Below are 13962 nucleotides of genomic sequence, written 5' to 3' on the forward strand. Positions count from 1 at the left end.
CACAAGATTGTATTAATTTATGTGACTACCATAGATAAGATTCACACACCTTACATTAAATGAGCTACTCATTTTATTAAGGTGTGTGTTTTTAATTATACGATTGATTTGTGTATAATTGATTTAAAATGAGCTTGTCAGAAAGTAAAACAACGTATAAAAACCGAAATGGTTTGCCTACAGGCTTAATGTAAAAATCTATTAAATAATCGAAAAAAGTAAGGGAGAAAGCCGATTATGAAACACATTCTACTCGCCGTAACAGGTGGTATTGCAGCTTATAAAGCAATTGATTTAACGAGTAAGTTAACGCAAGCAGGTTACGATGTAAGAGTTATGCTTACAGATCATGCTCAAGAATTCGTAACACCTTTAGCATTTCAAGCTATTGGTAGAAATCCAGTATACACGAGTACTTTTAAAGAAGAGAATCCTCAAGAAATTCAGCATGTGGCACTAGGAGATTGGGCTGACGCGATTATAGTAGCACCAGCTACTGCCAATATGATTGCTAAATTGAGTGTAGGCATTGCTGATGATATGGTGACTTCTACGTTGTTAGCTACTGAAACACCTAAATTTATAGCGCCAGCGATGAATGTGCATATGTATGAGAATCCTCGTACACAGCGCAATATTGATGTGCTTAAATCAGACGGTTATCACTTCATTGAACCTGGTGATGGTTTCTTAGCGTGCGGTTATGTGGCAAAAGGAAGAATGGAAGAACCACTACAAATTGTAAGTGTCCTTAACGACTATTTTAAACAACAGCAACAAATTCAACATAGTAGCTTCACTGGCAAGCATGCCTTAGTTACAGCAGGACCTACAGTAGAAGTGATTGACCCCGTACGTTTTGTTTCAAATCGTTCATCTGGAAAGATGGGATTTGCAATCGCCCAAGCATTAAGAGATCGTGGTGCACATGTGACATTAGTCACTGGTCCTACTCAATTAGAGGATCCAGCTGGGGTAGAAGTGATTCATATTGAGAGCGCAGAAGAAATGTTCCAAGCGGTGACACAACGCTATGATGAACAAGATATTGTAGTGAAAGCAGCTGCAGTGTCAGATTATACCCCTACTCAAGTGCTAGACCATAAAATGAAGAAACAAGAAGGGGATTTATCAGTCACATTTAAGCGTACTAAAGATATATTAAAATATTTAGGTGAACATAAAACCCATCAATATTTAGTAGGTTTTGCTGCGGAAACACAAAATATTGAACAATACGCACAAGACAAATTAAAACGTAAAAATGCAGATGTCATTATTTCAAATAACGTAGGTGATCAATCAATTGGTTTTAAATCTGATGATAATGAATTAACAATGCATTTTAAAAATGGTGAGGCACATAATATAAAGAAAGGAAAAAAAGTGCAACTCGCTCAACAAATTTTAGATGAATTAGAAACTAGGTGGCAATAATGATTGCAAAGGTCATTGTAGATGTACCTTCCAAGAGTGTAGATTTTAAGTTTGACTATCTCGTACCTGATAAGTTAGAAGAATTTATACAAGTAGGCGTCAGAGTAATCGTTCCATTTGGGCCTCGTACAATTCAAGGCTATGTTATGGATATTCAGTCACAACCAAGTGATGATATTGATATTCAAAAGTTAAAAGAAATTAAAGAAGTGCAAGATATACGCCCTGAATTAACGCCTGAATTAATACAATTAAGTGAATGGTTAAGTTATTCTCATGTATCTAAGAGTATTTCAGTCCTTGAAGCGATGTTACCTAGTGCCATTAAGGCAAAATATACAAAAGTATTTGAAGTCGTAAAACATAATGACATAGAGGAAGAACTTTTAAAGTATTTTGATTCAAAAGGTCATTATAAATATAAAGATGCGCAAAAAAATAACCATTTGCCGGTATTAAATGATTTACTCAAAGCAGGTAGCGTTCAAGAAGTAACATTGTTATCTCAAAACACTAGTAAAAAAATGCAAAGAGCGGTTCGCATTCTTGATGACTATCATCCTGATGAAATATTGGCATTGCTTGAAAAATCCATGAAGCAATATGATGTGTATGCCTTCTTATTAGATGAACAACATAAGACGGTTTTTCTTAAAGATTTAGAAGAAATGGGATTTTCAAAATCTAGTATTGATAGTCTTGTAAAAAAAGGATTTATCGAAAAATATGATGCTGAAGTAGAACGTGATCCATTTGCAGACCGTATTTTTGAAAGAGAAGAGAAACGTACATTAACGCAAGAACAAGAAGAGGCTTTTCAACAAATCAAAACAACGATTGATGAAGAGCAACAGCGTACTTTTCTACTACATGGTGTTACTGGTTCAGGGAAGACGGAAGTCTACTTACAAACTATTGAAGAAGTACTTAATAAAGGACAACAAGCCATGATGTTAGTACCTGAAATTGCCTTAACACCACAAATGGTTTTACGTTTCAAACGCCGTTTTGGTGATGATGTTGCCGTACTTCACTCAGGCTTATCAAATGGTGAACGCTACGATGAATGGCAAAAAATTAGAGATGGTAGAGCGCAAGTAAGTGTAGGTGCGCGATCAAGTATTTTCGCGCCTTTTAAAAACTTAGGCATTATTATTATTGATGAAGAACATGAATCAACCTATAAACAAGAAGACTATCCACGCTACCATGCGCGTGACATTGCTGAATGGCGCAGTCGTTATCATCATTGTCCATTAGTGCTAGGAAGTGCAACACCAAGTCTTGAATCTTATGCTCGAGCTGAAAAGGGAGTATATCAACTTCTAACATTGCCTACTAGGGTGAATCAACAAGCACTACCTTCGATTGATATTATTGATATGCGTGAAGAATTAAGTTCAGGCAACCGTTCCATGTTCTCAAATGAATTGCGTGAAGCAATTCAAGATCGTTTAAATAAAAATGAACAAATTGTATTATTTTTAAATCGTCGTGGATATGCATCATTCATGTTATGTCGTGATTGTGGTTATGTTCCTCAATGCCCTCATTGCGATATTTCGCTTACTTACCACAAAACAACGGATCAGTTAAAATGCCATTATTGTGGTTACCAAGAAATACCGCCTAATATTTGTCCTAACTGTGAGAGTCCCCATATTCGCCAAGTAGGTACAGGGACACAACGCGTAGAAGAAATATTGCAACAAGAATTTGAAGAAGCGCGTATCATTCGTATGGATGTAGATACGACATCGCGTAAAGGTGCACATGAGAAATTACTTACTGATTTTGAAAAGGGCAAAGGTGATATCTTACTAGGTACACAAATGATTGCGAAAGGCTTAGACTTTCCTAACATTACATTGGTAGGCGTACTCAATGCCGATACAATGTTAAACTTACCCGACTTTAGAGCAAGTGAACGAACGTATCAATTATTAACCCAAGTGTCAGGTCGAGCTGGACGTCATGAAAAGCCCGGGAAAGTAATTATACAAACATATAATCCAACCCATTACGCTATTGAAGATGTAAAACAAAATGATTATTTAACGTTTTACCAAAAAGAAATGGAATTTCGAAAAATTGGAAAATATCCTCCATATTACTTTTTAATCAATTTTACTATTGCACACAAAAATATGAAAAAAGTGATGGAAGCTTCAAAACATGTTCATCAGGTATTGTTACAACATTTAACCGATAAAGCATTAGTGCTAGGGCCCTCTCCTGCAGCTATTGCGCGAATTAATAACGAACATCGTTTTCAAATCCTTGTTAAATATAAGCGTGAGCCAGAATTGCTTAAAGCGTTACAATATTTAGATGATTATTATCATGAAGCGTATATGAAAGATAAGCTATCCTTGAAAATTGATATTAATCCTCAAATAATGATGTGATGAAATTATCGAGTTTTTATGATTGATAAAAATGATATCAAGGTGTAAAATGTAATCTAAATTAGAGCGTAGTATTGTCGCTAAAACGCAATGTTTAATTTATCCATTAATTATTTTATGTCATTCAAGCATCTAGAACATACACATAACTGTAAGTACATGGCATTTTAATAATGGAGGATGACCGCTATGATTTAAGATAAATATGTCGGTACCAAAGAATTTGAGGAATTTAAAGAACACGTTGATTCAAGATTTAATCATCTTGGAGATAAAATCAACAGAACAGAAGCAACACTTAGTGAGAAAATAGATAATGTTGAGCTAAGACTTGATCAAAAAATCGATAATGTAGAACAAAAGTTGAACTTACGTATTGACGACGTGGAACAAAAGCTAACCCAACGTATAAATAACGTAGAAGAAAAATTAAGTCACAAGATAGATAGTAATCATAAAGCTTTAACTTTGACCATTCAAAATATGATGTTTCAAATTAAAGAAGAAACCCATAAAAAATATATAGATGAGATACGCTTTATTATTCCAACGATAATAAGTATCATAGCGCTTGTATTACCAATTGTTTTATTTATTTTAAGATAAAATAAAAGTTACGCCACAGAATTTAAATTCTGTGGCGTAACTTTTTTAATAAATATGCTACATTACTACGTTACCATTTTCATCGGCAGGTCTGAATAATGTTAAGATTGCACTAATAATAGCGATGATATGTGGAATGCCTGTCCAGAAGAAAGCTAAATGTAAAATGCCTGATATCGTTTTACCTGCATAAAACTTGTGCACACCAAAACTACCTAAAAATACTGCTAAAACGATATATATAATTTTGTTTACTTCCATTTTAATGACACCTCCAATCTTTTTATAATTAATTTCTTCTTACTTTCTATTTTAATCGTATCAAATTTAAATGCAATTGATAACAAGCTATTCAGTATTAATTTCAGTCTAAGGTCGCAATTCAATTTGAATTAAGTTATAATTATATGATGAATTTTTTCAGGAGGAGCATACATTATGGCGATACAAAAATTAGTCCAATCTACGCATCCTGTATTAACTAAAAAAGCACAACCTGTAACACAATTTGATGATGTATTAAAAGATTTATTATTAGATATTGAAGATACACTATATGCTGAAGAAGCATCTGCATTGAGTGCGCCTCAAATAGGGATTAGCAAACAAGTGGCGATGATTGATATGGAATTAGAAGGTTTATTACAGCTAGTAAATCCTGTCATTAAATCTGAATCAGCTGAGAAAATAACCGACTTAGAAGGATCTGTGAATTTACCTGGCGTATATGCGGAAGTAGAACGTAGTAAAATGATTACAGTAGAAGGTAATGATCTAGAGGGAAATAAAATAGAATTAACTGCTTATGATGATGTGGCGCGCATGATTTTACACATCGTTGATCAATTAAATGGCATATTATTTACCGATCGTGCTAAAAAAGTATTAACTGAAGAAGAAGTGGAGGCGTATTTTGAAAATGAGTAAAATAATTTTTATGGGAACACCTGATTTTTCAACAAAAGTATTAGAAATGTTAATAGCAGAGCATGAGGTGATTGCAGTCGTTACTCAACCAGATAGACCGGTTGGACGTAAACGCGTATTAACACCACCCCCAGTTAAAAAAGTAGCTCAAGCGCATGATATACCTGTTTATCAACCTGAAAAACTTAAAGATTCAGAAGAATTAACTACATTATTAAACCTTGAGCCAGATTTAATTGTAACTGCTGCATTTGGTCAGTTATTACCTGAAAGCTTATTAAACGCCCCTAAAAAAGGCGCTATCAACGTTCACGCTTCACTATTACCTAAATATCGCGGTGGCGCACCAATTCATCAAGCGATTATTGATGGAGAGAAACAAACTGGTATTACAATTATGTATATGGTAAAGAAATTAGATGCTGGTAATATTATTTCTCAAAAAACCATTGATATTGAGGAAGATGATAATGTAGGAACAATGCATGATAAACTAAGTTTCTTGGGCGCCGATTTATTAAAAGAAACATTACCTTCAATTATTGAAGGAACGAATGACAGCATCCCTCAAGATGACGCAAAGGCTAGCTTTGCTTCAAATATTAGCAGAGAAGATGAACGAATCGATTGGACAAAGTCAGCGCAAGATATTCATAACCATATTAGAGGATTATCGCCATGGCCAGTAGCTTATACTAAGATGGATGATACAAATTTAAAACTATTTGCTGCTCATATTATTGAAGGTAAAAAAGGTGAGCCAGGACAAATTATTGAAACAACTAAAAAAGCAATTATAGTTGGTACAGGTTCAGATGATGCTATAGCATTAACAGATATACAATTAGCAGGAAAAAAACGTATGTTAGTAAGTAATTACTTAAGTGGCGTGCAAGAATCACTAGTTGGGAAGACATTAGTATGACACAAACAGTGAGAGAATTAGCGTTTCAAGCTATCCAAGATATTCTAAATGAAAATGCTTATAGTAATTTAAAGATTAATGAAGTACTTTCAAATGAGGAGATATCTTCTATTGATAAACCACTTTTCACAGAATTAGTCTATGGTACGATAAAACGTAAATTAACGTTAGATTTTTATTTAAAACCGTTTATTAAAACAAAAGTAAAAGGCTGGGTTAGACAATTACTTTGGATGAGTCTGTATCAATATATTTATCTAGATAAAGTGCCTAATCATGCTATTATCAATGAAGCTGTAGATATCGCAAAGCGCCGTGGTGGACCGCACAATGGCAATATAGTAAATGGTATTTTAAGAACCATTTTCAGAAGCGATTTAACTAGCATTGATACTATAAAAAATGAAAAACAGCGTATGTCTATTCAGTATAGTGTGCCAAAATGGATTATTGAGCATTGGATAACGCATCATGGTATTGAACAAACCCATAAAATCGCCAATGCTTTTCTGCAACAAACAGCGAATACTGTAAGAGTTAATACAAGCCGAATTAATCCTGAAGAGATGGCAACGCGTTTACAAGATGAAGGTTATCAAGTTGAAATAGATAATATCATACCATATTGTTTACATTTGAAAGGCAAACCTGTAGTAGATTCTTTAGCATTTAAAGAAGGACTTATTTCAATTCAAGATAAAAGTTCAATGTTTGTGGGTTACTTCATGGACGTGCAACCTAATGATGAAATCTTAGACACATGTAGTGCACCAGGTGGTAAAGCATGTCATATGGCAGAATTATTATCGCCACATGGCCATGTTGATGCGACAGATGTGCATAAGCATAAAATTGGCTTAATTAAAGAAAATATTAGAAAATTGCAACTTAAGAATATAACAACATTTGATCATGATGCTACAACACCTTATAAAGGCATGTATGACAAAATTTTAGTGGACGCGCCTTGTAGTGGATTAGGTGTATTAAGACATAAGCCTGAAATTAAATATGTACAATCTCAACAAAGTATTAATGACCTAGTTGAATTGCAACTTGAGATATTAGACAATGTAAAAGGTAACTTAAAGCCTGGAGGTACACTTATTTACTCGACGTGTACAATAGAACAACTTGAAAACGAGAACGTGATTTACACGTTCTTAAAACGCAATAAAGATTTTGAATTTGAGCCAATCACACATCCAATCACTGGAGAACAAGTTAAAACGTTACAAATTTTACCCCAAGACTTCGATTCAGATGGATTTTTCATAACTAAAATAAAAAGAAAGGAAAGTTAAGATGATAACTGCTGAAAAAAAGAAGAAAAATAAATTCTTGCCTGATTTCGATAAACAATCGATTTATTCTTTGAGATTTGATGAAATGCAAGAGTGGTTAGTAGAACACGGACAACAAAAATTTAGAGCGAAACAAATTTTTGAATGGTTATATCAAAAACGTGTAAATAGTATTGATGAAATGACGAACTTATCTAAAGAGTTACGTCAAGTATTAAAAGATAATTTTGCTATGACAACGTTAACTACCGTAGTAAAACAAGAAAGTAAAGATGGTACGATTAAATTTTTATTTGAATTACAAGATGGTTATACGATTGAAACGGTATTAATGCGTCATGATTACGGTAATTCAGTATGTGTAACGACACAAGTAGGTTGTCGTATTGGTTGTACTTTCTGTGCCTCTACATTAGGAGGATTAAAACGTAATTTAGAAGCGGGAGAAATCGTTTCTCAGGTATTAACTGTACAAAAAGCATTAGATGCTACAAATGAACGTGTGTCTCAAATTGTAATCATGGGAATTGGTGAACCATTTGAAAACTATGATGAAATGATGGACTTTTTACGTATTGTTAATGATGATAATAGTTTAAATATCGGGGCTCGTCATATCACGGTTTCAACATCAGGTATTATTCCACGTATTTATGATTTTGCGGAAGAAGATATTCAAATTAACTTTGCAGTAAGTTTACATGCTGCGAAAGATGAGATACGTTCAAGATTAATGCCTATTAACCGTGCTTATCATGTAGATAAGTTAATGGAGGCGATTAAATATTATCAAGAAAAAACAAATCGTCGTGTTACCTTTGAATATGGTTTATTTGGAGGCGTTAATGATCAATTAGAACATGCACGTGATTTAGCGCATCTAATCAAAGATTTAAATTGCCATGTTAATTTAATACCTGTTAACCATGTTCCAGAACGTAATTATGTTAAGACACCGAAAGATGACATTTTTAAATTTGAAAAAGAATTAAAAAGACTCGGCATTAATGCTACGATTAGACGTGAACAAGGTGCCGATATTGATGCAGCATGTGGACAATTAAGAGCTAAGGAACGACAAGTAGAAACGAGGTAATCAAAATGCTAAACGCACAATTTTTCACAGATACTGGACAACATAGAGATAAGAATGAAGATGCAGGAGGTATTTTTTATAACCAAACCCACCAACAATTATTAGTATTATGCGATGGAATGGGTGGTCATAAAGCAGGAGAAATTGCAAGCCAATTTGTTGTTTATGAACTTCAAAAACGCTTTGAAAATGAAAACTTTATTGAGTTCGAACAAGCAGAAGATTGGTTGCGTTTGACTTTAAAAGATATAAATCGTGATCTATTTGAGTATGCTCAAAGTCATGAAGACTATAAAGGCATGGGCACAACTTGTGTCTGTGCACTTGTCTTTGATAAACAATTAGTAATTGCTAATATTGGAGATTCTAGAGCGTATGTAGTAAGCACAAGAGAGATTGAACAAATTACACACGATCATTCATTTGTTAATCATTTAGTAATGACAGGACAAATTACTGAAGAAGAAGCATGGTCTCATCCTCAACGTAATATTATTACAAAGGTGATGGGTACAGATAAACGTGTAAATCCTGATATATTTACTAAACGTTATAGTTACTATGATTACCTTTTACTAGCATCAGATGGACTTACAGATTACGTAAGAGATGCGCGTATTTTAGAAGCCTTAAGTGAACCATTATCACTTGAAGAACATGGTAATCAGTTAATTCAATTAGCGTTATATCATCGTTCTAAAGATAATATTAGTGTACTATTAGCTTCTATTGAAGGTGATAGTGTATGATAGGAAAGTTAATTAGTGATCGCTATAAAGTTTTAGATAAACTCGGTGGCGGTGGTATGAGTATTGTTTACCTAGCCGAAGATACGATTTTGAATCGAAAAGTAGCTATTAAAGCAATTTCTATTCCACAGAATGAAAAAGATGAAACGATGCGTCGTTTTGAAAGAGAAGTAAATAATGCCACTCAACTTAGTCATAATAATATCGTTGAAGTCTATGATGTAGATGAAGAAGAGGAATGTTTTTATCTCATTATGGAATATATTGATGGCCCTACGCTTTCAGAATATATACATAGTCATGGACCACTAAGTATTGATACGGCAATCAATTTTGTTGAACAAATTTTAAAAGGTGTTCAACAAGCACATGAAAAGCGCATTGTACATAGGGATATTAAACCTCAAAATATTTTAATTGATAAAAATAAAACATTAAAAATATTTGATTTCGGTATTGCGAAAGCACTTAGTAAAACTTCTATGACACAAACTAATCACGTACTAGGTACAGTACAATATTTGTCACCTGAGCAAGCTAAAGGTGAAACGACTAATGAAACTACAGATATTTATTCAATTGGTATAGTACTTTATGAAATGTTGATTGGCCACCCACCATTTAGTGGAGAAACTGCTGTAAGTATTGCTATAAAGCATATACAAGAATCTGTTCCAAATGTGACTGATCAAAGGGAAGATGTGCCTCAATCGTTAAGTAATGTGGTATTAAAGGCTACTGCTAAAAATCCTGAGCATCGTTATCATAGTATTAAAGAAATGCGAGAAGATTTAAGTAGTGTATTATTCTCGAGCCGTATTAATGAAAAAAGACATATGCTTGAAAATGATGAGAAAAAAACAGTCCCTATTAATAAAAATGAAATTAAAGATAAATTAAAAGAAGAAGATGCTAAGAAAAATATTGCACAAACTATGCAAATTCCAATCGTAAATGAGCATCAATTTCAAACGAGTGAGAATCATATATATGAACCTCCTCGTAAGAGACGTTCTAAAAAGAAGAAATTTGCTATTGCTTTAATTTTACTTTTTCTTTTAGTAAGCTTATTCGGTTTTATAGCTATTGGTATGTTTGGAGATAAATATTCTGAAATGCCAGATTTAACAGGTAAAACCGAAAAGGAAGCGGAAAAATTACTTCGTAAGTCACATTTAGAAATTGGTAAAATTTCACGCGAATATAGCGATACTTATCCTGAAAATAAAATCGTGAAATCTACACCCAAAGCTGGGGAAAGAATTAATCAACATGATAAGGTAGATATCATTCTTTCAAAAGGTCCTGAGCGTGCAAAAATGCCGAATGTCATCGGTATGAAAAAATATGAAGCAGTCAATAAACTAAAAGAATTAAAACTAAATAATATTTCTATTGAGCAGGAATATAGTAACCAAATGCCGAAAGGTAGTATTCTTCGACAAAATATTACTCCAGATAGCGAAGTAAAAGTAAATGATCATCGTATTATATTAACTGAGTCTTTAGGCGTGAAAAAAGTCTATGTTAAAAATTATGAAAACGAAAATTATCAAACTGCCAAAAAAGAATTAGAAAAAGATAAATTAAAAGTAGAAATATCTGAAGAATTTAGTGATGATATTAAAAAAGATAAAATCATTTCTCAGACACCTAAGAGTACACAAGTAGACGAGGGTAGTATTATCCATTTCACTGTTTCTAAAGGTAAAGAAGATAAGAAAGATAACAAAGGCAATAAAGATAGTAAAGATACAGAGGATAATAAAAAGAATGATTCACAAGAAAAAAGTGATGATTCGAAAAACACAGCGAATATAAAAAATTATAATGAAACGTACACGATACCGTACACTGGGGAAGACGATACTAGTCAAAAAGTTCAAGTATATGTAAGAGATAAAAATAATAGTGGTACAAGTGCTATTCAAACTTACACAATTACTGATGACAAGACCATAACAATTCCATTAGCTATTGAAAAAGGTACATCAGCTGGCTATACCATTAGAGTAGACGGTAAAGTTGTGGCAGATAAAGATGTTTATTACTAACACCACTTTATTGAGAAATAATAGCAAAAGTCTCAAAGTGATTTTGAAAATATGTCAAAATCATTTTTGAGACTTTTTTAAAAATTAAAATTTACTATAAAAAAATTATGTAAACATCTATAATAACAACCTTTTTTAATGCTAACTTAGAATATTCATTCACATTTTGCTATAATATGTAATTATAAATATAAGACAAGAGGTGTCATTTTGGAGACTGGACGTATCATTAAATTAGTAAGTGGCGTTTATCAAGTAGATGTAGAAGGGAAATTATATAATACTAAACCACGTGGGTTATTTAGAAAGAAAAAGTTTTCTCCTATAGTGGGTGATATTGTAGATTTTGATATTCAAAACATAGATGAAGGGTATATTCATCATGTACATGATCGACGTAACGCTTTAAAACGTCCACCAGTAAGTAATATTGATGGTTTAATTATCGTAATGAGTGCGGTTGAACCTGAGTTTTCAACACAATTATTAGATCGATTTTTAGTGATTGCGCATTCTTATGACTTAGCACCGAGTATATTAGTTACTAAGAAAGATTTAGCATCAGAAGAACAAATTGAACATATTGAATCATTATTAACAAACTATCAATCTATCGGATATAATACTCAATTTGTTGGTAAAGACTCTGATAAAAGTCATGTCGTTGCTTCATGGCCTAATGGATTAGTCGTTTTAAGTGGTCAATCTGGTGTAGGTAAATCAACATTTATCAATACATTTAATCCAGAACTAAATCTTGAAACGAATGACATATCGAAATCGTTGAATCGTGGTAAACATACAACGCGACACGTAGAATTGTTTGAAAGAGAGAATGGCTTTATAGCTGATACTCCCGGGTTTAGTGCTTTAGATTTTGATCATATTGAAAAAGATGATTTAAAACATTATTTTATTGACATTGATCACTATGGAGAGCAATGTAAATTTAGAAATTGTAACCATATTAAAGAACCTCAATGTCATGTAAAACAACAATTAGATGAAGGTCATTTACCGCAATTTCGCTATGACCATTATCTTCAATTATTTAATGAAATTTCTAATAGAAAGGTAAGATATTAATGAGAAGAATATATCCTTCGCTATTATCAGCAGACTTTTTAAATTTAAAAAATGAAATTACTTTATTAGAAGAAGCTCAAGTAGACGGTTTGCACTTTGATGTCATGGATGGACAATTTGTGCCTAATATTTCTATTGGGTTGCCTATTTTAGACGCTGTACGTAGTGCTACTCAGCTTCCAATTGACGTTCATCTGATGATTGAGAATCCTGAACAATATATTGAAACGTTTGCTGAACATGGCGCAGATATGATTTCAATTCATGTAGAAGCAACTCCTCATATTCATCGTGCATTACAAATGATTAAAAATGCTGGTAAAAAAGCTGGCGTGGTGATTAATCCTGGCACACCAGTAGAAGCATTAATGCCTATTCTAGAAATGGTGGATTACGTATTAATTATGACAGTAAACCCAGGATTCGGTGGACAATCATTTATAGAAGCTTGTGCAACTAAAGTAAGACTATTACGTGATATAAGAGAAGCGTCAGAATTGCATTTTGATATTGAAGTTGATGGTGGAATTAATGATGAAACGATTCAATTATGTGCAGACAATGGTGCCACTATGTTTGTAACTGGATCTTATTTCTTTAAACAAGATGATTATAAAAAGGTTACACAACGCTTGAAAGGTTGATTGATATGAGAATCAATTTAATGTGTGGAGACAGATATTTACCTCAAGATATATTTAATAACGCGCAAGACATGCATTGGGGCGGTATAGATAGAGGGACTTTAATACTTACTAATCATGAAATTATTCCTAAATTTACAGTGGGTGATTTCGATTCGGTAACAGAAGAGGAAAGAAATCATTTGAAAGAAGCGCTTGATATTCATCCAGTTAAGGCTGAAAAGGACGACACTGATTTAGCACTGGGTGTCGAAGAAGCAGTTCAACGAGGCTATAATGAAATTTATATTTATGGCGCCACTGGCGGACGTTTAGATCACTTTATGGGGATGCTTCAAATTTTGCTGAAACCTTTTTATTCTGAAAAACAAATTAAATTAATCGTAGTTGATCAGCAAAATGAAATTCAACTATTAAATAGTGGTATACATACAATAGAAAAGTCTGCAAATTACAAATATGTATCCTTTATTCCTGTAAATGGAGAAGTGACTTTAACACTAAAAGGATTTAAATATAACCTTCAACAGCAGCATTTAGAAATTGGATCTACATTAACTATTTCTAATGAAGTAGAGGAGTCAATTGCGCATATTAACGTTGAAAATGGCCAAGTACTACAAATGAGAAGTAAAGATTTATAGCACGAACGTTCATCACAATAAAATTTAGACATAAAAAAATGCCTTCACCACATATGAAGGCATTTTTTGTGCATTATATTTA

The 13962-nt window shown here is 33.0% G+C and carries 13 protein-coding genes; 12 read left to right on the forward strand and 1 reads right to left on the reverse strand.

Going from position 1 to position 13962, the window contains the following annotated elements; translation table 11 throughout:
- Positions 1 to 237 precede the first annotated feature (237 nt).
- The 3 genes from coaBC to LIX58_RS09310 all read left to right on the forward strand — a co-directional run bounded on the left by coaBC (position 238) and on the right by LIX58_RS09310 (position 4451).
- Positions 238 to 1437, forward strand: a complete 1200-nt coding sequence (gene coaBC / locus LIX58_RS09300; protein WP_126566536.1) for a bifunctional phosphopantothenoylcysteine decarboxylase/phosphopantothenate--cysteine ligase CoaBC — start codon at positions 238 to 240, stop codon at positions 1435 to 1437.
- A complete protein-coding gene (priA, locus tag LIX58_RS09305) occupies positions 1437 to 3845 on the forward strand; it encodes a primosomal protein N' (RefSeq protein ID WP_154836657.1) in 2409 nt (802 codons plus the stop codon). The genes coaBC and priA overlap by 1 nt, the downstream gene beginning before the upstream one ends.
- Positions 3846 to 4208: 363 nt before the next feature.
- Positions 4209 to 4451 (forward strand): hypothetical protein, encoded by a 243-nt coding sequence (locus LIX58_RS09310; protein ID WP_154836658.1) that lies wholly within the window; start codon positions 4209 to 4211, stop codon positions 4449 to 4451.
- Positions 4452 to 4508: 57 nt separating this feature from the next.
- Here LIX58_RS09310 and LIX58_RS09315 read toward each other — a convergent pair whose 3' ends face one another.
- On the reverse strand, positions 4509 to 4712 hold the full coding sequence (locus LIX58_RS09315; RefSeq protein WP_126566543.1) for a TM2 domain-containing protein: 204 nt from the start codon (positions 4710 to 4712) through the stop codon (positions 4509 to 4511).
- A gap of 177 nt (positions 4713 to 4889) precedes the next feature.
- Between LIX58_RS09315 and LIX58_RS09320 the strand changes: the two genes are divergently transcribed.
- The 9 genes from LIX58_RS09320 (at position 4890) to LIX58_RS09360 (ending at position 13880) form a co-directional block, all read left to right on the forward strand.
- The gene (locus LIX58_RS09320; RefSeq protein ID WP_154836659.1) at positions 4890 to 5378 is read left to right on the forward strand and encodes a peptide deformylase; all 489 of its coding nucleotides are present in this window, start codon (positions 4890 to 4892) and stop codon (positions 5376 to 5378) included.
- Entirely contained in the window at positions 5371 to 6303 is a 933-nt protein-coding gene (gene fmt, locus LIX58_RS09325; protein ID WP_154836660.1) for a methionyl-tRNA formyltransferase, read from the forward strand. Before LIX58_RS09320 ends, fmt begins: the two co-directional genes overlap by 8 nt.
- Positions 6300 to 7607 (forward strand): 16S rRNA (cytosine(967)-C(5))-methyltransferase RsmB, encoded by a 1308-nt coding sequence (gene rsmB / locus LIX58_RS09330; protein ID WP_154836661.1) that lies wholly within the window; start codon positions 6300 to 6302, stop codon positions 7605 to 7607. The genes fmt and rsmB overlap by 4 nt, the downstream gene beginning before the upstream one ends.
- A gap of 1 nt (position 7608) precedes the next feature.
- Complete coding sequence (gene rlmN, locus LIX58_RS09335) at positions 7609 to 8703, forward strand: 23S rRNA (adenine(2503)-C(2))-methyltransferase RlmN (protein WP_126566554.1); 1095 nt, start codon at positions 7609 to 7611, stop codon at positions 8701 to 8703.
- Positions 8704 to 8708: 5 nt separating this feature from the next.
- Positions 8709 to 9452 (forward strand): Stp1/IreP family PP2C-type Ser/Thr phosphatase, encoded by a 744-nt coding sequence (locus LIX58_RS09340; RefSeq protein ID WP_126566556.1) that lies wholly within the window; start codon positions 8709 to 8711, stop codon positions 9450 to 9452.
- A complete protein-coding gene (gene pknB, locus LIX58_RS09345; RefSeq protein WP_226386286.1) occupies positions 9449 to 11506 on the forward strand; it encodes a Stk1 family PASTA domain-containing Ser/Thr kinase in 2058 nt (685 codons plus the stop codon). Before LIX58_RS09340 ends, pknB begins: the two co-directional genes overlap by 4 nt.
- Positions 11507 to 11716: 210 nt before the next feature.
- Positions 11717 to 12592: a ribosome small subunit-dependent GTPase A gene (gene rsgA / locus LIX58_RS09350; protein ID WP_154836662.1), complete on the forward strand. Its 876-nt coding sequence runs from the start codon at positions 11717 to 11719 to the stop codon at positions 12590 to 12592.
- Positions 12592 to 13236 (forward strand): ribulose-phosphate 3-epimerase, encoded by a 645-nt coding sequence (gene rpe / locus LIX58_RS09355; protein WP_126566564.1) that lies wholly within the window; start codon positions 12592 to 12594, stop codon positions 13234 to 13236. Before rsgA ends, rpe begins: the two co-directional genes overlap by 1 nt.
- Positions 13237 to 13241: 5 nt before the next feature.
- Complete coding sequence (locus tag LIX58_RS09360) at positions 13242 to 13880, forward strand: thiamine diphosphokinase (protein ID WP_126566566.1); 639 nt, start codon at positions 13242 to 13244, stop codon at positions 13878 to 13880.
- Positions 13881 to 13962: the final 82 nt, after the last annotated feature.

The sequence above is a fragment of the Staphylococcus sp. Marseille-Q1834 genome, assembly GCF_916858875.1.
Taxonomy (GTDB): Bacteria; Bacillota; Bacilli; order Staphylococcales; family Staphylococcaceae; genus Staphylococcus; species Staphylococcus pragensis.